This is a genomic window from Antarctobacter sp., from assembly GCF_034670325.1.
Taxonomy (GTDB): Bacteria; Pseudomonadota; Alphaproteobacteria; order Rhodobacterales; family Rhodobacteraceae; genus Antarctobacter.
The window spans coordinates 54,967-76,699 of sequence record NZ_JAXMNR010000002.1 but is presented as its reverse complement, the minus strand read 5'-3'; the positions used below and the strand labels follow the sequence as shown (position 1 = coordinate 76,699).

The 21,733-nt window shown below is 60.5% G+C and carries 13 protein-coding genes and 1 tRNA gene; 10 read left to right on the top strand and 4 right to left on the bottom strand.

Annotated features, from left to right (window positions below; genetic code table 11):
* The first annotated feature begins 194 nt into the window (after nucleotides 1-194).
* Nucleotides 195-1,913 carry an extracellular solute-binding protein gene (locus VOI21_RS05535; RefSeq protein ID WP_323768552.1) on the top strand — a complete coding sequence of 573 codons (1,719 nt, stop codon included), beginning with the start codon at nucleotides 195-197 and terminating at the stop codon, nucleotides 1,911-1,913.
* An 84-nt stretch (nucleotides 1,914-1,997) separates the two neighbouring features.
* On the opposite strand, the gene VOI21_RS05530 is transcribed toward VOI21_RS05535, so the two are convergent.
* Nucleotides 1,998-2,273 (bottom strand): hypothetical protein, encoded by a 276-nt coding sequence (locus tag VOI21_RS05530; protein WP_323768550.1) that lies wholly within the window; start codon nucleotides 2,271-2,273, stop codon nucleotides 1,998-2,000.
* Between the two features lie 165 nt (nucleotides 2,274-2,438).
* The gene (locus VOI21_RS05525; RefSeq protein WP_323768548.1) at nucleotides 2,439-3,728 is read right to left on the bottom strand and encodes an ATP-binding protein; all 1,290 of its coding nucleotides are present in this window, start codon (nucleotides 3,726-3,728) and stop codon (nucleotides 2,439-2,441) included.
* Nucleotides 3,729-3,784: 56 nt separating this feature from the next.
* On the opposite strand from VOI21_RS05525, the gene VOI21_RS05520 reads away from it, so the two are divergent.
* The 8 genes from VOI21_RS05520 to VOI21_RS05485 all read left to right on the top strand — a co-directional run bounded on the left by VOI21_RS05520 (nucleotide 3,785) and on the right by VOI21_RS05485 (nucleotide 15,716).
* Nucleotides 3,785-4,699 carry an MBL fold metallo-hydrolase gene (locus VOI21_RS05520; protein WP_323768546.1) on the top strand — a complete coding sequence of 305 codons (915 nt, stop codon included), beginning with the start codon at nucleotides 3,785-3,787 and terminating at the stop codon, nucleotides 4,697-4,699.
* Nucleotides 4,700-4,780: 81 nt separating this feature from the next.
* Nucleotides 4,781-4,855, top strand: a tRNA-Asn gene (locus tag VOI21_RS05515).
* Nucleotides 4,856-4,987: 132 nt separating this feature from the next.
* Nucleotides 4,988-7,027 carry a site-specific integrase gene (locus VOI21_RS05510; protein ID WP_323768544.1) on the top strand — a complete coding sequence of 680 codons (2,040 nt, stop codon included), beginning with the start codon at nucleotides 4,988-4,990 and terminating at the stop codon, nucleotides 7,025-7,027.
* A 271-nt stretch (nucleotides 7,028-7,298) separates the two neighbouring features.
* Nucleotides 7,299-7,925, top strand: coding sequence for a hypothetical protein (locus VOI21_RS05505; protein WP_323768542.1), 627 nt, complete (start codon nucleotides 7,299-7,301; stop codon nucleotides 7,923-7,925).
* Nucleotides 7,926-8,186: 261 nt separating this feature from the next.
* Nucleotides 8,187-10,637, top strand: coding sequence for a type I restriction-modification system subunit M (locus VOI21_RS05500; protein WP_323768540.1), 2,451 nt, complete (start codon nucleotides 8,187-8,189; stop codon nucleotides 10,635-10,637).
* A complete protein-coding gene (locus VOI21_RS05495) occupies nucleotides 10,634-11,893 on the top strand; it encodes a restriction endonuclease subunit S (RefSeq protein WP_323768538.1) in 1,260 nt (419 codons plus the stop codon). Before VOI21_RS05500 ends, VOI21_RS05495 begins: the two co-directional genes overlap by 4 nt.
* Before the next feature lie 42 nt (nucleotides 11,894-11,935).
* Entirely contained in the window at nucleotides 11,936-15,007 is a 3,072-nt protein-coding gene (locus VOI21_RS05490) for an HsdR family type I site-specific deoxyribonuclease (RefSeq protein WP_323768536.1), read from the top strand.
* Complete coding sequence (locus VOI21_RS05485; protein WP_323768534.1) at nucleotides 14,997-15,716, top strand: SprT family zinc-dependent metalloprotease; 720 nt, start codon at nucleotides 14,997-14,999, stop codon at nucleotides 15,714-15,716. Before VOI21_RS05490 ends, VOI21_RS05485 begins: the two co-directional genes overlap by 11 nt.
* A gap of 154 nt (nucleotides 15,717-15,870) precedes the next feature.
* Here the strand turns inward: VOI21_RS05485 and VOI21_RS05480 are convergent, their stop codons facing one another.
* Together VOI21_RS05480 and VOI21_RS05475 are read right to left on the bottom strand one after the other, a co-directional pair.
* The gene (locus tag VOI21_RS05480) at nucleotides 15,871-16,011 is read right to left on the bottom strand and encodes a hypothetical protein (protein WP_323768532.1); all 141 of its coding nucleotides are present in this window, start codon (nucleotides 16,009-16,011) and stop codon (nucleotides 15,871-15,873) included.
* Between the two features lie 504 nt (nucleotides 16,012-16,515).
* Complete coding sequence (locus VOI21_RS05475) at nucleotides 16,516-20,283, bottom strand: hypothetical protein (RefSeq protein ID WP_323768530.1); 3,768 nt, start codon at nucleotides 20,281-20,283, stop codon at nucleotides 16,516-16,518.
* A gap of 816 nt (nucleotides 20,284-21,099) precedes the next feature.
* Between VOI21_RS05475 and VOI21_RS05470 the strand changes: the two genes are divergently transcribed.
* Nucleotides 21,100-21,729: a hypothetical protein gene (locus tag VOI21_RS05470; protein ID WP_323768528.1), complete on the top strand. Its 630-nt coding sequence runs from the start codon at nucleotides 21,100-21,102 to the stop codon at nucleotides 21,727-21,729.
* Nucleotides 21,730-21,733: the final 4 nt, after the last annotated feature.

Genomic DNA, 21,733 nt, shown 5'->3' with positions numbered 1-21,733 from the left:
GGTTTGAGTCCAAGCTAAAAGTTTGAAAAGGCGTAAAAGCAGCGGTACGCTTGGCTTCAAGAAAACAAGGGCGGACAAGGATCGTTGCCGAAATGTACATAAATTCTTTCCGAAATCTGACTGCGAAAATCGTCGCTGTCGGAGCGATTCTATCCGCAGGCAGCCTGTGGGCCGAACCGCAGCATGGCATAGCTATGTATGGGGCGCCGCAGCTTCCACCTGATTTTGTGTCACTCCCTTATGCAAATCCGGACGCGCCGACCGGCGGCAAGATCATCACGGGCGAGCTTGGCAGTTATGACAGCCTCAATCCGCTGATCCTCAAGGGCTCTGCGCCCTGGCAATTGCGCTTTCTGGTTTACGAAAGTCTGATGGGCCGGAATTGGGATGAACCATTCGCTTTGTACGGCCTTCTTGCCGAATCGATAGAGGTTGGCCCGAATCGGGAATGGGTCGAATTCACCTTGCGGCCAGAGGCACGGTTCTCCGACGGAAGCCCGGTCACGGTTGAAGACGTGATGTGGTCTTATCAAACCTTGGCCACCAAAGGGCACCCGCGCTACCGCGGTCTTTGGGACAAGATCGAGAGCATGGAGCAGACGGGCGACGCCTCTGTCCAGTTCACCTTTAACGAAGAGAACCCGGAACTGGCGCTGATCGTCGGCATCCGTCCGATCCTGCAAAAAGCGCAGTGGGAGGGACTGGATTTCGAGAACTCCAGCCTCGATCTGGTGCCGATCACCTCTGCGCCCTATGTGATCGGCGATTATGAGGCCGGCCGCTACGTCGAACTGACCCGCAACCCAGACTACTGGGGCAAGGATCTGCCGTTCCGCCGTGGCACCAACAACCTTGATGCGATCCGGCTGGAGTTTTTCGCTGACGACACGGCGCTGTTCGAGGCGTTCAAGGCCGGAATCATCAATACCATCCGCGAGACCAACGCCGAAAAGTGGAAGACACAGTATGACTTCCCGGCGGTTCGCAGCGGTGACATCGTGCTGTCCGAAGTTGGCCATGAGCGCCCCACCGGCATCACCGGGTTCGTGATGAACACCCGCCTGCCGCAATTTGCGGATTGGCGCGTGCGCGAGGCGATGATCCATGCCTTCAACTTTGAGTACATCAACGACACCCTGACCGGCGGCGCGCAGCCGCGCATCACCTCGTATTTCGGCAACTCATTGCTGGGGATGCGCGAGGGCCCGGCGACGGGTCTGGTGAAGGACCTGTTGACGCCCTTCGCCGATGACCTGCTGCCCGGCGCGCTGGAAGGCTATACCCTGCCCGTTTCGGACGGCACCGCCCGCAACCGCAAGAACCTTGCCCGTGCGATCGACCTGATGGCCGAGGCTGGTTGGACGGTGCAAGACGGCGTGATGAAAAATGCCGACGGGACGCCCTTTACCTTCGAGATCCTGCTGCAACAGGGTCAGGGGGAAAATGTCTCGATGGCAGAGATCTTTATCCGGGCGCTGGAACGCATGGGGATCACCGCCGAAGTGAACATGATCGACCCGGCGCAGTACAAGGAGCGCACCACCCGGTTCGAATTCCAGATGACCACCTATCGGCGCGGTCTGTCGCTGAGTCCCGGCAACGAACAAACCTCTTACTGGGGCATTGACGCGGCCGATCAGGAAGGGTCGATGAACTGGATGGGAGTGAAAAGCCCGGCAATCGAGGCGATGATCGCCGCCCTGCTGGGCGCGGAATCCCGCGATGATTTTCTGGCTGCGACCCGCGCGCTGGACCGGGTTCTGACCACCGGACGCTATGTGATCCCGGTGCAGGACAGATACGCCGTCAGCCGGATCGCCCACGCCAAGGAACTGACCTATCCCGACAGCTTGCCGATCTATGGCGACTGGCTGGGCTTTCAGCCCGATGTCTGGTGGTGGGAGGACAAGTAACCCTGCCCCAGTCTGGGCAAGTCAGAGGTGATCGCGCGCGGGGCAGCCCCCCGCGCGCGTTTTACTTTTGGGCCTGTGCCGGGTTCAAAGCATGGCTTTGCAGTGGCTAGGTGAGGCGGGCCTGCCAATGTGATGCGGGTTCTGCACGATGATCCAACGTGCCGGGTGGCCCGGTGCCTGCGTGCGCCGATAGGTACATCCTTTGGGCGTGGTCATGTAGTCACCCTGCGGGCCTGATATGCCTTGGGTGGTGATGAAGGGTTGCGCCTGCGCCATGAACAGCGCCTCTGGCGTGTCCGCCAACGGCGTGGTGAAGGTGGCAAGGCCGATGGTAGCGGCGGCGAGGGTCATGAGGGCCATCTGGGGTCTCCCTTGGAACAACGTTTGACGGGGCCGCTTTGGCGAGCGGCGTGATATTGGCAAATTGCCCCATCGACCTTTCGGCGGGGTGGCCGTGACGCGGCGAAATCGTGGCACCTGCGGTGAATTTTTCGAAAATACCCAGCGTCAGGCGCCGGGACGACGTCAGAGCGCGATGACGATATCGGCCCGCAGCCCGCCCAACGCCTCGCTTTCGCCAAGGCGCAGAACGCCGCCATGCGCCCGGGCTATGTCGGCGGCAATGGCAAGCCCCAATCCAACCCCGGACCCCTTGTCCTGATTGCGCGCCGGGTCCAGCCTGACAAAGGGGCGCAAGGCGTCTTCGCGGCGGTCGGGCGGAATGCCGGGGCCGTCGTCTTCTACCCGCAGTCGCAGGGACCGCTCTGTCAGTTGAACGGAGACCTGACAGGAGGTGGCATAGCGGCCCGCATTGGCGACGAGGTTCTCGACCGCGCGGCGCAGGGCACGCGGGCGCAGCATCACGGTGCCCTGCCCGACCATCTCTCCCAACGCCACCTTCTGACCGCCGCGTTGCGCGTCCTCGACGATCCGCTGCACCAGATCAAACGGATCGATCCGCTCAGAGGTGGCGGTTTCGGCATCCCCCCGGGCAAAATCAAGAAAGGCATCAATCAGGCGCTGCATTTCTTCGACATCATGTTCCAGCGGTTCGCGGTCTTCGTCGTCCAGCAGCGACAATCCCAGCCGCAGCCGTGTCAGCGGCGTCCTCAGATCATGGCTGACGCCCGACAGCATCATGGTGCGTTGATCGATATGCCGTTCGATCCGCGCGCGCATGTCCAGAAAGGCATGGCCGGCGGCGCGCACCTCGACAGCCCCGGCGGGCGAGTAGCGCACGTTGCGCCCTTTGCCAAAGGCCTCTGCCGCAGCGGCCAGCCGGGTGATCGGGCGCAACTGGTTGCGCATGTACAAAAAGGCGATCAGCGTCATCAACGCCCCAAAGAACACCATGTTCACAAACAATTGGTGCGCATTGGCGGCGGAGACCCGGGTACGGTCCAGCGCAATCCGGTACAATTGATCCGCTTTGCGCAGGTACAACACAACCGCGCGGTTGTCCGGCAATTCGATGCGTTCCAGCGTCGGGATGCGCATGAAAAGCTCACGATTCACCACCAGCCCGGTAAAATCATACCATCGCCGCAGGTTTGTCTTTGGCAGGTCGTCGTCGCCGGTCGCCACCGGTTGCAGTCTCAGTCGCGCAGCATTTCCCAATTCCGGCAGGTCCGTCATCACAAGGTTCACCTCACGGGCGAGCTCGGTGCTCATCTGCACGGTCACGCCCTCAAAATGGCGTTGGATGAAGACGATCGACACCACCAGTTGTAGTGTCACAACCGGCAGGACGAGGATCAATGCGGCACGGCCATAGAGGCTGCGGGGCATATATTGTTTGAGCCAGGTGAAGGACATGCGTTAAACCTAGCCCGCGGCGCCCCGGCGTGCCATCGCCAAAAGGACCCCCTGTCATGCTTGATCCGCAACCCGACTTTCACCCTGTTCCCGGGGTGGCCGAGGCGTTGGCACCTGGGCTGCGCCGCGTTCTGGCGCCGAATCCCTCGCCGATGACGTACCGGGGCACCAACAGTTATCTGCTGGGCACACGTGACATCGCCGTGATTGATCCGGGTCCTGACGACCGGAGGCATCTTGAGGCGATCCTGAGCGCGCTCACGCCGGGACAGCGGGTGACACATATCCTTGTGACGCACGCGCATCTGGATCACGCGCCCCTCTCGCGCGCGCTGTCGCAAGAGACCGGCGCGCCTGTTTTGGGGTTCGGTCCGCCAGAGGCAGGTCGCCGCCCGGTCATGCAGGCCCTCGCCGAGGGGGGACTGGTCGGCGGTGGCGAAGGCGTCGATAGCGGGTTTGTTCCGGATCACGTGTTGGCCGACGGAGACATCGTCGAAACTGAGGACTGGCGCATCGAAGCCCTGCACACCCCGGGACACATGGCCAATCATCTCGGTTTTGCCTGGGGTGACGTGCTGTTTTCCGGGGATTTGGTAATGGGCTGGGCAAGCTCACTGGTGTCCCCGCCGGACGGCGACCTGACCGCCTTCATGGCCTCTCTGGAACGCCTGCAATCCCGCAACTGGTCGGTGTTTCATGCAGGCCACGGCGCACCCGTTCAGGATCCCGCCGCGCGACTGGCCGAACTCCTTGCCCATCGTCGCGCCCGAGAGGCCGCAATCCTTGACGCCCTCGCCGATGGACCCGCCACTGCCCGCGCGCTGGCAGACCGGATCTACACCGACACCCCTGCCGCCTTGCTGCCCGCTGCCGCCCGCAACGTTCTGTCACATCTAATTGATATGACAGAAAACTTCCGCGTGGAACCCGAAAGTGCCCTGTCCGAGAACGCGCTCTTTCGCAGGCTGTGACCGGTGGCGTCAGAAATCCCGATTTTTGTGACAAAACCCTCTGGACGCCCGGATTCGACATTGCTATACGGCTGCACGTGTTCCGGCGTAGCTCAGCGGTAGAGCAGTTGACTGTTAATCAATTGGTCGTAGGTTCGATCCCTACCGCCGGAGCCAATATTTCAGAAAATCCAGCGATCTCATAAGGTTGTCCGGATTTCCTGCGATTCCAGACAATTTTAGACGTCCTCTGTGCCCATACCTGTGCCCGCGGCTGTCGCCCGGGCCTGTGCCCGGAGACGACCGAAAATGCCGAAAACCCCCTACCTCGTGAAGCGCGGGCACATGTTCTGGTGGCGCCGGCGCAAGCCGGTTTTCATTCTTCCGCAACCTTTCCATGGCACAGAGAAGTCTTGCACGGACACCGACGGCTCCAGCTTCAGGGCGTCCGGGCATTTCGCCGTCAGCCTGCGCACCACCTGCCCAAAGGACGCTGGCCGGCGCGCAGCACGCATGAACCTCCTGTTCGAGGAGAAGCGCCGCAGTATCGAGACCGCCATGTCGAGGGACGACGGGATGAGTGACCAGAGCTACCTTGACCGCGCGATGGCGGACATGGCGGCGACCCTGCGCGCGCAGGCCGAAATGATGGCCCGTCAGATGGCCTCCGCGACACCGGCGACCGTGTTGGCGGCGCCGCAGGAGCAGGTCGTTGCTCCGGATCAGAAGGCGACGCCAGCCCGAGCACCGGCAGCCAAAACCGCCGCCCCGGCCAAAAGCCGAATCGACGACCCCGAGTTTGAGCGTGCGATCCTCGAGATGGCCGACCGCGAGGGCTGGTGGCACGAGAATCCGGACGAGATCGTCGAGCAGTTCGACATGATGCTCACGGGACTCTTCACGCTCCAGGAGGAATACCTGCGCTACTGCGTGCGCAAAGGCCTCGACCCTGCGGCGGCCCTGCCCACACTGGCGGGACTCGGAAAGACGCTCTCGTCGGTCACCACAGACGTTCAGGAAAGTGCTCCCACCGAGCCAGAGGGACCGGAAAGGTCGCGTGGCGATATAGTCGAGGCAAACAAAGTGCCCCGTCGCCGGAAAAGCAAGGATGGACGCCGCTTCTCTGAGCATGCCCGACGGTTCCTCGATCTCCGCTCGGAGGGGTATGACCTCAAGCGCCGCCACGAGACGCCCGACACCGGATCGGGAGGGCGCTTTACCAGGACCAGCCGTGGCAACTTCGAAGGCACGGTGCGCCTGTTTCTCGAAGCCCATGGTGATATCTTTGTCGAGAACATCGACGAAATCTTGCTCGTCGACTTCTTCTCCCTGCTCGACCGAATCCCGTCCAACCACGGCAAGTCGTCAAAAGACCGTCGTCCCATTCGCCAGGTCATCGAGGAAACGGACCGGGAGGAGCGGAACACGATCGCGCGACGGAAGGCCGAGATGGAACGGGATCGCCTGAGCGCGGCAGAGATCGAGGAGATCCTCGACACATTGCATGTCGACCGGCTTCGGACGAACACCTGCAAGCGCCACATGGATGCCATGGACCAGATAATGGCGTTCGCGCAGTTTGAAGGATTGCGGAACGACAATCCGGTCAAGCAGGTCAAGTGGACCGCGAAGGAGATAAAGCGTCGCCTTGCACACGAAGAGGACAGAGATCGCCTGCCCTGGGGTGATCGTCTGCCTGAGCTTCTCAGCTCTCCAATCTTTCGCACGCCGCTCGAGGAACCCGGGGACCCCGTCTTCTGGGCACCTCTTCTGGGTCTTTTCGCAGGATTCCGGATGGAAGAAGCGTTGCAACTCCGGACGGATGATTTTGACACGATCGAAAGTGTGCCCGTCGTCAAGGTCCAGATCCTCGGCCGCATCCAGGGCAGAAAATCGAAGGCGGCCAAGCGCAACGTTCCGATCCACCGGACGCTGCTTGATCTCGGGATGATGCAGTTGGTCGAGCTGCGTCGAGCGTCCAACCAGACACGCCTGTTCCCACATCTCGAGCGTGGGCAGACGAAGAAAAACTTCACGGAGATCTTCTCGAAGCGGTTCACAAACTACCGGAAGCGATGTGGGATATACGATCCGGTGCGAGGCTTCCACTCGCTCAGGAAGGATTTCCAGACCAAGCTGACACGGGCGGGAGTGCCCTATCACTCAAGAAAGTTGCTGATTGGCCATGAGCTTTCTGACGTGACCCACAAGCACTACTACCCCGAAGGCGATACCATCGAAATGATGCTGGACTTCATCAACCGGATCGACGTTGATTGCTCACAAATCCTGCGGCCATTCGGGTCATCGGACGAAGCGAATGTTCATCGGCTGCCTGCCATTCGATAGTCGCCAGACACACCACATCGCGTCAACCGGCTTATATCCTGCACAGGTGGCAGGATCGGTTCTGCGCGCGCCCAGGGCGCGTTGATGGCATCGCACTTTCGATCAGACGCTCACTAAAGTGAACTTTTTGCCTGATTGCGAATAAATCCGTCGGCACGTTTTTGGTGCGGATCGATCGAACCCACTTTCTTCTTAGCGGCACTGACCGGGACTTTGACAAACGCGATTTCGCAAACTTTTTGCGAAACCCAAGGAAAATTAAGGAAAGACCATGACCGAGAAACGATCCGGCCGCCCGCCGAAATACACCGAAGCTCAGGTTCTCGAAGGCATCGAGATCGTCGAACGCGGCGGCGCGATCCCGACCGGCGACACCGTCAAGAAGGCCATGTGCATTCATCTCGACGTGGCCGGTGGCATCAACGCTCAGAGCCTCGACAAGGAGGTCCAACGGCTCCTCAAACAGCGTGAACAGCAGCGCCGCGAAAACCTGATCGGGGCTTTGCCGGCGGATGCGCGGGATGCCGTCAAGGAGATCGGCGCACTTGTCGAGTCCGCGGTCCTCGGCCATCTGGGCGAGCAATTCGGCTCGCTGAAGATGCTTTCGGGCAAAAAGATCGCCGAGCTGAAAACCGACCTGGGCAACCAGCGTGAGCAGATCCGAGAGCTTCTCACCAGGATCGACGGCAAGGACGCCGAGATTGCGGACCTTGAAGGAAAGAACCACGATCTCAAGCAGAGACTGGATGCAAGAAATACCGAGGTTGCAGCCCTGAAAGCGCGATTGTCCGAGCTCGAACGGGACGAAGATTTTCGAGCCAGGATGATCGAGGTAATGAAGGAAACGCTGGGTCATCACGCCATTTCCGACGAGAAATCGCCGCCTGTTCATGCGTGATTACTGACTGCAGCGATTGTCGCCACAGAATCACAGGCCGTCGAGTCGGCGTGGTTGCCTACCGTGAGGATTCCGATTTTCGCCAGGACATGACAGGTCTGATCCTTGAAGCGCGCATTGAGCGGATCCCTGCGCCCATCGGAATTGGCTTCGAGCCCCAGCAACGTTGCCTTGAAGAACGCCGTCTATTCCGTTCATATTGCGCTGAAAGTTACGCGGGGCTGCAAAAGACATGCGGCACCCGCAGAGGCGAGGCGCAGAATGGCAATCAAGAAATCCGACATTTACCGATCCCTGTGGGACAGCTGCGACCAGCTGCGAGGCGGGATGGATGCCTCGCTCTACAAAGATTACATCCTCACCCTACTGTTCCTGAAATACGTCTCAGACAGGGCCGGGCAGCCGGACGCGCTGATCGAGGTGCCAGAAGGCTGCTCGTTCGGCGATATCCGACAACTCCGCGGCACGAAGGACATCGGCGAAGGCATCGATACGGCGATCGCCGGAATCGCCGAGGCGAACGACCTCAAGAACATCATCGACCGGGCATATTTCAACGACACAGAGAAGTTCGGGCGCGGTGCCAAGATGGTCACCACCCTCACCGCGCTGATCAATATCTTCAGCCGTGAGGAGTTGAACTTCAGCCGCAACCGGGCGGATGGCGATGACATCCTGGGCGATGCCTACGAATACCTGATGCGGAACTTCGCGACCGAGTCCGGCAAGAGCAAGGGGCAGTTCTACACGCCCGCCGAGGTCTCGCGCGTCGTAGCCGCTGTCGCCGGCGTGGACCGCGCCACCAGCCCCAAGCAGACCGTCTACGATCCCACCTGCGGGTCCGGCTCCCTGTTGCTGAAGGCCGCCGACGCGGCCAAGGTCACCCTTACGGTCTACGGCCAGGAAATGGACATCACCACCCGCGGCCTGGCCAAGATGAACATGATCATGCACGGGCGCGAGGATGCCGAGATCGTCCAGGGCGACGTGATTGGTGAGCCGCAGTTCAAAGCATCCGAAACCGAACTCCAGACGTTCGATTTCGTGGTCGCCAACCCGCCCTTTTCGGCCAAGGCTTGGGGTTCGGGCCTGACCAGCGACACACGCTTCGGCCGCTTCGACCTCGGCATGCCGCCCGACAAGAACGGCGATTTCGCCTTCCTGCTCCACATCTTGGGCTCGATGAAGGCCACAGGCTCCGGCGCGGTCATCCTGCCCCATGGCGTCCTGTTCCGTGGGAACAAGGAGGCCGAGCTGCGCGAGAAGATCCTCAAACGCGGCTACATCAAGGCGATTATCGGCCTGCCCGCGAATCTCTTCTACGGCACGGGCATCCCGGCCTCGATCATCGTGCTCGACAAATCCCAGGCTCAGGCCGAGCGTCCGGTTTTCATGATCGACGCCTCGCGCGGCTTCACCAAGGACGGCAACAAGAATCGCCTGCGCGAGCGCGACATCCACAAGATTACCGACGCCTACACCCGGCAGGCCGAGATCAAGGGCTACTCCCGCCTCGTCTCCTACGCCGAGATCACGCGCAACGACTTCAACCTGAACATCCCGCGCTACATCGACGGCTCCGATCCCGAGGATCTTCAGGACATTGAGGCGCACCTGAAAGGCGGCGTGCCGAACCGCGACATCGACCTGCTGGCCGAGTTCTGGGACGTCATGCCGGGCATCCGCGCCACGCTGTTCGGGCCGAACCCGCGCCCGGGCTATTCCGACCCGCTGGTTGCGCCGGAGGAGGTCCGCACCACCATCCGCAACCATCCCGAGTTCGGCGCCTTCCGTGACCGCGTTCACGCGATCCTCGACCGTTGGGCCGGTCCGAGCGCCGATCTGGTGGATGGCATTCAGGTGGGCGACAAGCCCAAGGACCTGATCCACACCATCGCCGAGGACATGCTGGTCCGCTTCGCCGAGGCGCCGCTGATCGACCAGTATGAAGCCTATCAGCGGCTCATGTCCTACTGGGCCGAGGTGATGCAGGACGATGTCTTCATCATCGCGCACAATGGTTGGGACGCTTGCCGCGAAATCCGCGAGGCTCGATACGAGACTGACAAGGATGGCAAGATCAAATGGCTGGAAGCCGGCGATCTCTTCGTGAAACAAGGCCGCAAGACAACCAGGCTGATGTGCGAAGTAATTCCGCCCGCTCTGGTAATTGCAAAGTTCCTGCCTGAGTTGAAAGCAGATCTCGACCACGCAGAAGCTGACTCACAGGAGGTCACGCGGCTGGTGGAAGAAATGGTTGAGGAACAAGGCGGTGAAGGGGGCGACCTGTTTCATGCCGTTGGCGACGACGGCAAAATGACACAAAAGTCCGTAAACGAACGCCTCAAAGCCTCTGGTCTGGACGATGAAGAAAAATCTGCACTCAACAAAGCCAAGAAACTTCTGAAAGATGAGGCGGCGGCGAAAAAGGTTGTGAAAGATACCGAGGCGGCGCTGACCGAGGCCACGCTGAAGAAATACCCCGAACTGACCGTGGAGGAGATCAGCACACTGGTCGTGGATGACAAATGGCTGACCGACATTGCCGAACTGATCGAGGCCGAGATCGAGGCGCGGACGGAGCAGCTGACCGCCCGAGTGCGGGTGCTCACGGAGCGGTATGGGCACACGCTGCCGGAGATGACGGAGAGCTTCGGCAAGCTCGAAAGCAAGGTTGCCAATCACCTGTGTGCCATGGGCTTTGCCAAATGAGAGAGGACAGCGCTGCGACCCTTCCGGAAGGCTGGTCCCTCGTCCCGCTGGGCCAGTTGATGAAGTTCCAGAATGGTTTCAATACGGATAAGACTGCCTATGGACGCGGCCTGCGGTTCGCAAACGTGCTGGAAGTCATCACCAACACCCATCTTTCAGCCCACATGATCCCAGGTCGCGTGGCTACCTCAGCGGCAGAGACCACTCGCTACCATGTGCAGAGGGGTGACGTCCTGTTTAATCGAACTTCTGAAACCCAGGAAGAGGTTGGATTGGCGTCGGTGTATCTTGATGACGAACCGATCCTCTTCGGCGGCTTCGTTCTTCGTGGAAAACCCACCTCTGATATACTCGATCCAATTTTCGCCGGATATGGGCTTCGCTCGCAGATTGTCCGCCAGCAGATTATGGCGGCGGGGCAAGGCGGCATTCGGGCAAACATCGGTCAGCAAAGTCTTTCGAAGATCCAGATTGCGCTCCCTGGAAAATCGGAACAGGAAGCCATCGCCGAGGCGCTTTCGGATGCGGATGCGCTGATCGAGGGGCTGGAGCGGCTGATCGCCAAGAAGCGGCTCATCAAGCAGGGCGCGATGCAGGACCTCCTGACCGCCAAGCGCCGCCTTCCGGGATTCTCGGGGGAGTGGGTGGAAACCACGTTCGGCCAATGTTTCCAGTTCCTGCGCACCGGATCGGCATCGCGTTCCCAACTCGGGACCAACCTCGGCGTTGGCTATATCCACTATGGCGACATCCACGGCATGAGGTCCTCCGTGCTGGATCTGTCGAGGACCCGCCTGCCCGAAATCCACCCACTACAGGTTACCACGCTCTCTCGCGTTCAGGATGGTGACTTGGTCATCGCCGACGCATCGGAGGACGTGATTGACGTTGGCAAGTCAGTTGAGGTTCGCGGTGTCGGCTCCGCTCAAGCTGTCGCCGGTCTGCATACCTTCCTGTTAAGGGGCAATCCTGAGATCGTTGCGGACGGCTTCAAGGCTTACATCCAGTTTCTTGGGGATGTCCGTTCCGGAATTGAAAGCATCGCAACGGGTTCATCAGTCTATGGTATTTCGAAGAAGAACTTGGCCGCATTGCGGTTCCGCGTGCCTCCCGTCGAAGAACAGGCGGCGATTGGCCGGCTATTCGCCGACATGGACGCCGAAATCCAGGCCCTCGAAACCCGCCTCTTAAAGGCGCAGCAGGTGAAGGAGGGCATGATGCAGAACCTTTTGACCGGACAGATCAGGCTGGTTTGACGATATTTTCCAACGAGTGATTTCCAGAACGGAGAGGTCCCCATGAGCAAGATCGGCGAGGCGGAACGCAAGGCGCAGAACCGGGTCATCGACCTGCTGAGCGGCCACCAGACCGACGCGCCCGGCGGCCTCGGCTGGCGCTACCTCGGCGACTGGCTGAAGCGCGACGGCAACGCCAATATCGAGGAGGACCTGCTGCGTCCTTGGCTCCTGTCGCGCAGATATGCGCCCGAGATCGTCACCCAGGCCATCACGCTCCTGAAGCGCGAGGCGCGGATGGAGGGCACGAAGCTCTACGAGGCCAACCAGAGCTTCTACGAGATGCTTCGCTACGGCGTGGCTGTCGCCCCCGGCCCGGGCGAGGCCCCGATCACCGTCCGCTTCATCGATTGGGGCGATCCGGCCGCCAATGACATGGGCGTCGCCGAAGAGGTCGCCATCGAGGGCAAGGACGTCAAGGCGTGGAACAAGCGCCCCGACCTGGTGCTCTACGTCAACGGCATCGCCCTCGGGACGGTCGAGCTGAAGAAATCCACCGTGGGCGTGGGCGAAGGCATCCGCCAGACCCTCGACAATCAGCGGCCTGAGTTCATCCGGCACTTCTTCACCACAGTGCAGATCACCTTTGCCGGGAATGACAGCGAGGGGCTGCGTTACGCCCCGATCCTCACGCCACAGCCCTATTGGCTGGCCTGGAAGGAAGAGAGCGAGATCTCCGCCCGCCTCGACCGGGACGTGACACAGATGATGGCGCCGGCGCGGTTCCTGGAGCTGATCCACGATTTCACCCTGTTCGATGCCGGCATCAAGAAGATCGCCCGCCCGAACCAGTATTTCGCCGTGAAGGCCGCGCAGGAGCGCGTGGCGGCGCACGAGGGCGGGATCATCTGGCAGACCCAAGGGTCCGGCAAGAGCCTGATCATGGTGATGCTGGCGCGCTGGATCAGGGAGGCCCAGCCGGATGCGCGCATCTTGGTGGTGACCGATCGCAAGGAACTGGACCGGCAGATCTCCGAGGACGTGTTCGGTGGGACTGGCGACAAGGTGCGCCGTGCGAAGAGCGGCACAGACCTGATGGCCGCCCTCGCCGATCCGACCGACCGCGTAGTCTGCTCGCTGGTCCACAAGTTCGGCAAGCGCGAAGAGACTGAGATGGCCGAGTTGATCTCGGACATCCAGAGCGCAAAGATCGGTGCGCCGGTGGGTGATTTCTACGTCTTCATCGACGAGGCACATCGGACCCAATCGGGCAAGCTGGCCCGCGCCATGCGGCAGGTGTTGCCCGAGGCCATGTTCATCGGCTTCACCGGCACGCCGTTGCTGAAGTCCGACAAAGAAACGTCGCTGGAGACCTTCGGCCCCTATATCGGCAAGCCCTACCGGTTCGACGAGGCTGTCGAGGATGGCGTGGTGCTGGACCTGCGCTACGAGGCGCGAGACATCGACCAGCGGATCAGTGCCCCGGGCAAGATCGACGCCTGGTTCGAGGCTAAGACCAAGGGGCTGACACCGATCGCCAAGGCGACGCTGAAGGCGCGCTGGGGCACGCTACAGCGGGTGTTGTCGAGCCGTGACCGCCTGGAGCAGATCGCCAACGACATCATCATGGACATGGAGATGAAGCCGCGCCTGAACGCGGGCATGGGTAATTCGATGCTTGTGGCGGGGTCGATCCCCGAGGCCTGCAAGTTCTTCGAGATCTTTCGCAAGTCCGGATCCGTTTTGGCCGACAAATGCGCAATCGTGACCTCCTACAAACGCGCCGCGCCCGAGATCACCGGCGAAGAGACCGGCATGGGCGAGACCGAGAAGCAGTATGTGCACCGCGTCTACACGGACCTGCTGGGCGAGACCTCGGAGGAAGATTACGAGGAGGAAGCGCTTCGGTTGTTCAAGAAGGAGCCGGGGCGCATGAAGCTGCTGATCGTCGTCAGCCGCCTTCTGACCGGCTTCGACGCGCCCACGGCGACATACATCTACATCGACAAGCAGATGCGCGACCACGGACTGTTCCAGGCAATCTGCCGCGTGAACCGGCTGGACGGGGACGACAAGGACTTCGGCTACATCGTGGACTACAAGGACCTGTTCCGGAACATCGAGAGCGCGGTGGACGACTACACGTCAGAAGCCTTCGATGCCTTCGACAAGGAGGATGTGGAAGGGTTGATCACTGATCGTGCTGAACAGGCAGATCAGGACCTGCGGACTGCACGGGACGCATGGCTGGGCCTCATGGACGGCGTGGATCAGCCAAAGTCGGACGACGAGATCTTCGCCTACTTCTCGAGCCCCCAGGGCATCGACATCGACCCTGATTCCGAGGAGAAAGCGCGGCGCCGCCAAGCGCTTTACAAGATCGCCGGACGTTACGCCCGCGCCTACGCTAATATTGCTGCCGAGCCCGAGGGCTCGGGATTCAACGATCTCGAACTCGGCGAAATCCGCCGAGAGGTTGAGAAAGCCATCGGGATCAGGGATGCTGTTCGGCTGCACAGCGGCGACGCAGTTGACATGAAGCTCTATGAGCCGGCGATGCGTCACTTGATCGACAACTACATCCGCGCCGAGGACTCGGAAGTCATCTCGCATCTTGACGATATCAGCCTGATCGATCTGGTAGAGAGCAAGGGTGCCGACGCTGTGAATGATCTGCCGCCTGCATCGAAACGCAAACGGGAAAACGTGGCGGATGCAATCGAAAACAACGTTCGAAAGCTGATCATCGAGGAGACCCCGGTAAACCCGCGCTTCTATGAGAAGATGTCCGAACTGCTCACCGATCTTGTTCGCCAACGGCGGGAAGAAGCTATTGAATACGCAGAATATCTCGAACGGATCGCGGCACTGGTGCGGGATGCGAAAGCCGGACACGGCAAGGAGTATCCAGACTCGATCAAGAGCGCCGGCCTGAAGGCGCTGTTCGACAACCTCGACACTGACGAAGCTATGGCTTTGACGGTTGATCGCGCAGTGCGCGAGACAACACCTTTCGGATGGCGCGGCAACGCAATGAAGGAAAGGAAAGTCCGGCGTTGCCTTCAGCAGATCCTGGATGACCCGGACACAGTGGAGCGGATCTTCGAGATCCTGAAAAACCAAAGTGAATACTGAAGTCTCGCAGATCGGCGGTATCGACGTCGAGATCGTGCGCAAAAAGATCAAGAATCTGCACATCGGCTGCTACCCTCCAGAGGGCCGGGTCAGGGTCGCCGCCCCGGATCACGTGAGCGCCGAAGCCATCCGGCTCGCCGTCTTAACCAGGATGTCTTGGATCCGGCGGAAACAGGCGCAATTCACCAAGCAGGAGCGCCAGCCCACGCGTCGCTACGTCTCTGGAGAAACGCATTTCCTTTTTGGCAGACCGCTGCGGCTCGAAGTTCAGCACTGGGACAAGAAGATCCACAGGATCGCTCGGAGGGCCAACGACAAGCTCGTGTTGAATGCCCCCGTGGACAGCGAACCAGAGCAGCTGCGCCGATGGATGGACTCGTGGTTGAAGGCAGAACTCCGAAAACTGGCCGCGCCGCGCATCGAATGTTGGTCAGCGCGCATGGGCGTTGAGCCCAATAAGTGGGGCATCCGGCCGATGAAGACTAAGTGGGGAAGCTGCAATCCTGACAAGGGCATCGTCTGGCTGAACTCGGAACTTGCGAAGAAACCGGAGCGGATGATCGACTATGTCATCGTTCACGAGCTCGCGCACCTCGTGTCGCCCAGGCATGACGAACGCTTCACGGCCGTTCTGGATCGCGAGATGCCTCGATGGCGACAGACGCGCCGCGAGCTGAATGCACTTCCGTTATCGGCATGGGAAGATTGATTGCTTCGAAATAGGCCGCGTAGATTGATGGACGATTTCAGTCGGGCCACGCGTTTCAGGCGGCGATCCGGAGAGATGGCCATAGAGGATGTCGGCCGGTCTTTCGGTGGCAACCGGTGCGCGTTGGGGCTGTTGGACAGTAACCGCTCCATTGTTACCGCGGTGATTTGGCCTTGATGCGGGCGACAAGTTCAGCGTCATCTACGAAGTCTTCAAGGAACTCATGCCAGGTCTTGGTGCTGATACGGGCGTCGCGGATCATGTCCTTCAGTTCCTCGATGCCGTCGTCGGTCAAGCGTCAGGCAGGCGGTGCCAATGGCGCGGTTACGTTGGACATGGGTCGTGTCATGCGGCCTGTTTCCTCGGTGGCGCGCGTGACATCGGGATCTCGCCCCGCCGGAAGGTTTCGATGATACGCACCGGGCCGCCGTAGCAGGGGCATGCCGAAGCGCGTGAAGGCCGGACTCGCAGTCATCGAAACAGTTCACGGAAAACGAACCTCGATGGAAGAAAGCGAAGGTGCGACGCCAAACAAAACTGAGAAAGCCTGAAGCCGTCGCGCCGAACACGTCCGGTCACGGGCCCATGGTGCCGCTGGCTCTTAACACCAACGCTCTTTCCCCATAGCCTGCTCCAAGACCCCCGCGGCTTCCTCCTTCCGAGGTTCGTCCACGCGAGCCGTCAGCGTATGCCGGCCAAAGACGTGCCGCGGCCCACATCGAAAAACCTTCAGGAAAGCAGATCTTCGCTGCAATGAAGACGAACGTCTGCATTTGATAATATTACGACAGGACGGCCCTCACTCGAAACGCTGGTCCCGCTCTCGGTCTTCCTCCTGCTCGGCCCGACGGATGCGATCAATTCGGGCGCGGATGTCAGGAGCCAGGCGAGAGATCGTATGCCCAACCTCAGGCGCAGGATGGTCCTGTAAGGATTCTATCACGGCGAGACGGCGCTCCATGATAGCCGCTCGGCTACCCGACCAGCTCATTGGGGCAAGATGTTGGAGATATGCCTCGATCACCTCCTCGGGGCGCGGTGCCGCCTCGAGAAACGCGAAAGCGAGCGGAGAAATCTGTCCGGTTTCACCTTCATCATCGATCCCGCGCGAAAAGGGCGAGATATGCGTGGACACTTGTGTCCAACGATCGGGCTTTTGTCTGCACCATTCGATCAGAGCCTCAGTCGGCACGTGCGAGAGTGGCCCAGGACGTCGGCCATCTCGGAACCTTACCGAGGGTTCACCTGCTTCGTCTAAAAAGACGCGGCCGAGAAAGACTTCAGGGGCTCTCTCCGCCAGTGCGGAAAGCGTTCTTTCGACATCATAGGTGCTACCGTATCGTCTTTCGGCACGATCCACGATCGCCTCCATTATGCGGCTCGCACCCGATCCGTCGTCTCCGCGCAGACAAGCCGATATGGCGCGCGCCATACGCGCATCTTTGGTGGAGTTAAAATGTTCTGCGTTGATGATCCCGATGATCGCTTCAAGGCCAACGTCCCGAAGTTCTTCGGGCCAGCGATCCCGGGTGTTCCCTTCGACATGTCGGAGCATCCTCAGCGCATCGACTACTTGCTCCGGACCGCCTGATTTGGCGAGGATGGTGCGCAAAAGACGGACCCGCTCCTCATCACTCAGCTCGCGCTCTTCGCGCCAAGAGACATCGCTGAGTTGCCAAGCTGAAGTTTCCGGCTCCCCTGCGATTTCGATCACGTGTTCCAGCTCTTGTTTGGGCAGCACACCCCTCGCGAGGAAGATACCGTATTCTCGTCGCAAGGCAGGGCTACCTCGACATTCAATCCGAATCTCGTCTGCTACGGCCGAGTTCGAGATATCAAGCTGTTGAATGAACCCCGAGAGGACGCTCGTCTGCCGTGTCTTGGAGGGATCGATAAGGTGCAGGTCTCGAAGGACTACCCATACCTCGACGGGGTCAGCGGCCCCTTGTGCGAGTCCGGCCCCGAGTGGATAGAAAGACCCGCCTTCCGCTTCGAGAAGATCACGACCCACAGCGCGTAGGCTATCGTGGCTCGCCGCCAATTCCCGCCCAAGAAGCTCTAAGCGCTGCGCTCGCCGGGCCTCGGCAGCATTCACGTCTTCGTCTTCGTTTTCGAGGTCGAAATCCCACCCCATGACCATCTCTGCGCGCACCCGAGCTTCGAGGTCTAATGGCTCCATGTGATCGATGAGACGCCGGACATTTTTTGTATCGGCGCAGGGAAATTGTTCGCCGCGGCGTTGGATATAGTGGAGCATCTGATTCAGAGCATGCCGGCCGCCGGCCCAAGGCGCTGCCGCTTGCAGTTGTCGCGCGACTTCGTCGATCCGTGACCTTAGTGCGGGGATGCACCTCCAGATGTCACCGATTTCATCTGCCAGCGCTTTTCGGGCGCTGTCTCTGATCGCAAGAGGGCCATCCAGAGCGATTTCTGCCGCCAGATCGAGCCACTTAGTAAACCACTCGACGACATCTTGCCGATGGGGTTCCCATCCGAACGCATCTGGACGGGCGTCATCGTAAGAGAGGGTGGAAGAGGACCAGTAGCCCGTTCGCAATGCCGAGCGAAGCATGATGATACCGCGCGCGTGGTGGTTCGGGTTGTTCGCCAAAAGATACTGGCGCGCGACACGGATGCGCGTGTCGGTCTGGGCCAGCGTTCCAGATAGGTAGAGGCCGAAAAGGCTGCTCAACGCATCGTCGGCATTCGATGTCCGTTGCTCGGCGACTGCGATGGTTAGCGTCACCATTCTTTCGCAGGCACGAGGGAACATGGCCTCGGAATGAGCGATCCGCGAGATCATGCGGGTCAAGGTGTCGAGGTGATGGAAATCTCCCGGGGCCGCCTGAAGGGCAGCTATCATACCATCGATGACTCGCAGAGCCTCATCGGGGACCAGGTGACACACGGCCTCAAGCACATGCATGTCCGGCGTCGGACCATGCAAGGGTCCTCCTGCCTCCATCCACCGAGTGACGATACGTCGAGCCTCATCTGAATCGTGAAGGTATGAAAGTCGCCGAGCGAACGATCGACGGAGGCGCAGATTGGCAGCAAAGCCATCCGCGATACTCCGCCATGGTATCGACTTTAGAGCCTGTGCAGCGAGACGGTTTGCGAGAGCGTGGGGCAGAACGGCTCTCCACCTGCTTCGGGCCTGGGCGAGTCCCCGGTCGAGAAGGGTAGCGGCGTGCCGATGCATTGCTCCCCGTGACAATTCAGTAAGTGAGCCAAGGAAGGTCAGTTCGTCCGGTTCCTCCTCGCCGTCTACTTCGAAAGAGTAGACCAGCGACAGAACTTCTGCCGCGCGTGCCAGTTCTTCATTCCGTTCCTCGCGTTGCCAGAACAGGCGATCGAAAAGCGCTGAGTCCTCGAAGGCCGAGAGGGTTCCTGTCTGGGGTGCAGCTTGGGCGAGGGCGAATCCCAACCGGGCGTTGCCTTGAGCGAGTTCCGCGAGTCGCCGAGCATCTCCGGAAGACAGGTCAGGGCGGCGACGGCGGAGAAGGACCTCGACAATGTCGGAACCTTCTGCCTCGATGCGGACAACATCGGTTTCCTCTGGCCTATCGGCGCGGACGTCATACTCAACTGTGATCAGTCGAACAGGTCCCGGCCGTTCGGCCAATTTGCGCGCCAATGCTTGGTGGGTTTCTGGTGGACAATTGTCGACAACCAAAATTGCTGGAGAACCACGGTCGACAAGCGCTTCGAGCATGCCCATCGGCGCTGGGTCGGGCGAATGACCCAAATCCGTGTAGATAGCATGTGAGGTAGGTAAGGCAGCCAAATCTCCGATCGGCTCGAAAAGCGCCTGCACGATGCGGCTTTTGCCAATACCGGAAAGCCCGGCGATGCGCACAGAACCAGTTCCATCGCGGACAAGGTCTCTGATTGCATCGAGTGCATTCGGGAGTTCTCGGATCGGATCGTCGCGCCCGATGCGAAATACGAGCCCCGCCTCGCAAATCAGATCGTCAGGTTCTCCTTCCGGTGTTGCCGACCAACGTCCGAAGGGCTGCCAGCCCGCGAGGATGGGAAGTGTCAGGCGCTTTCGTAGCCACACGGCCACCGAAGCATGTGCGCTCACCCATCGACTGATCGCTTTTCGGTCAAGAAAGATCAGGTCCAGATCTGCTCCGTTGGGGTCGTCGGCAACAGCCGCACGCATCGAATCGACACGTCGTCGAAGCATCGTTTCAGAACAGTTCGCACCCGCACTGGCAATGAGATAGGAACCGCTCTTGGCAGCGAGTGCCGATATCGCTGGCCGAAGTGAGCCGCCATAGCGCATCTCGTCCTTGATGGCGGCAGCAGCAAGGTCGGCTGCTTTGACCTGGATTCCTGCGTCTCGCCGTGCGAGCGGGCCAGCGGGCACAAACGATCCGACCGGTTCCACGACAACATCGAGCCCTCCGTCGGCGGCAGTCTGACTGCCTCCCCAACGGACTTCGTTTCGATGACCGCCTTGCCGCTCGCGCTCCGCCTCGCAAAGCCGTGCCAATAATTCGCGAAGCTCCGCATCTGGTAAGTCGACCAAACGGTCAGTCGGAATGTCGAACACTGGCATGTTTAATCTCCCAAATCGGCATCGCCTGCGTCGCCGCAAGACGGAGCACTGCCGTATAGAATAGCCCCTTGTATCATTTTGCGTGTCTGGCGGAAGATTGAACCGTGCCGGGACTGCCGGCGGCTCCGAAATCTGCGCGACATGAAGCGGATTTCGCCCCCGATGCTACGCAGCAAAATCAATGGCAGGTCTTGGGAAGCTGCACCGCGGCACCCATGCGGCAGCTTTAGGCCGTGAGTGGCGATGAAACAACCGCTCGGCATGACGGGTGCCGCGCTTCCGAGATTAGCCCCGAGTCCCTACCGCCCCTTTCAGCGCAATGCGTTCCGACTACCAGCCCCATACCCTTGCATGACGGCGGACGACCAAGCTTTGCCTCGGCGGTTGAGCGCCGAGGTAGCTAAAACCCCGACGAGAAGGCCGCCGCAGCTAACATGACCGCCTACGGTCCACGCAACTCGGAGTCATTTCCGTTGAAATCTTTCCCAGTCTTGGGTCTGCCGATTGCCCGAGTTCGGCGGTGACTCACTCGCAAAAATGAGTGCAAAAGTAGATGTGAGCAACCAGCGGCCATTTTCGCGACGCAAGAGTCTTCCAGGAGACGGTCGGTCAAGATGAGCTTCGCAAATGCAGCAGCAAAGGTTGACGGCAGCCTCTTAGCCTTCCTCGTAGTAGCCCGTGTTGTTGTCTTCATGGCTCGCTATCACCGGTATCAATCCCGTGTTCGGGAGGTTCCCGCCTGGCGCATGAACGATCAGTTTCCCGCGTTGCGCACGATTTTGGGAACACGAACCCGGGGCCTAATTGCCTCTGGCCATGAAGGACCAAGCCCTCACCCGCGACGATCTGGAAGTCTTCTTCTGCATCCGGAAGAATCCAGGATCTGCTGACCGGAGGGCACTGCTCAAGGTGCTGTGCGCGCTGGGAGTCCGGCTGAGGGGCGGCACCACGCGCTGGTCTGTAGTGCTGCCCGCCATCGGACTCTCAGTGACCCAGAACTCGGCGCATTGGGCCGACCTGACAGCGCCCCTGCTTACCGCCAAGGACGTCGCGTCGCTACTCGGTCACGAGGATCCGTCGATCATCTACCGCTGGGAGAAGGGCAAGCTGCCGGCCGACACGCCGCCATTCCCGGCCGCCATCGACCTTTCAAACGGACGCAAGGATGCGCGCGCCAAGCGATGGCGCCGGGCCGAGGTGCTGGCCTGGCATGCGCGCCAACCGCTCCCCCGATACGCCAAAGCCGCACCGGCCTTCGGCTCCATCACCCCCAACAAAAGAGGTCCGGCCCCATGCCTTCACACGCCCGGGACACAGCGAAACGCACCCAGACGACCCGGCACACACGCAAGCGACCGGGACACAGACACCCGCCCGGTTTCACCGGCGGCAACCTCGCAGGCGTGTGTGTCCCGGGCGCATCCAAGCGACCGAGCGTGCACGTAAGCGA

Bases quoted from the DNA above. Each gene is read 5' to 3' on its own strand.
- VOI21_RS05520 (WP_323768546.1), top strand. From the start codon at position 3,785: ATGCTTGATCCGCAACCCGACTTTCACCCTGTTCCCGGGGTGGCCGAG.
- VOI21_RS05500 (WP_323768540.1), top strand. From the start codon at position 8,187: ATGGCAATCAAGAAATCCGACATTTACCGATCCCTGTGGGACAGCTGC.
- VOI21_RS05525 (WP_323768548.1), bottom strand. From the start codon at position 3,728: ATGTCCTTCACCTGGCTCAAACAATATATGCCCCGCAGCCTCTATGGC.
- VOI21_RS05510 (WP_323768544.1), top strand. From the start codon at position 4,988: ATGCCGAAAACCCCCTACCTCGTGAAGCGCGGGCACATGTTCTGGTGG.
- VOI21_RS05535 (WP_323768552.1), top strand. From the start codon at position 195: ATGTATGGGGCGCCGCAGCTTCCACCTGATTTTGTGTCACTCCCTTAT.
- VOI21_RS05475 (WP_323768530.1), bottom strand. From the start codon at position 20,283: ATGCCAGTGTTCGACATTCCGACTGACCGTTTGGTCGACTTACCAGAT.
- VOI21_RS05495 (WP_323768538.1), top strand. From the start codon at position 10,634: ATGAGAGAGGACAGCGCTGCGACCCTTCCGGAAGGCTGGTCCCTCGTC.
- VOI21_RS05490 (WP_323768536.1), top strand. From the start codon at position 11,936: ATGAGCAAGATCGGCGAGGCGGAACGCAAGGCGCAGAACCGGGTCATC.
- VOI21_RS05505 (WP_323768542.1), top strand. From the start codon at position 7,299: ATGACCGAGAAACGATCCGGCCGCCCGCCGAAATACACCGAAGCTCAG.
- VOI21_RS05470 (WP_323768528.1), top strand. From the start codon at position 21,100: ATGAAGGACCAAGCCCTCACCCGCGACGATCTGGAAGTCTTCTTCTGC.
- VOI21_RS05530 (WP_323768550.1), bottom strand. From the start codon at position 2,273: ATGGCCCTCATGACCCTCGCCGCCGCTACCATCGGCCTTGCCACCTTC.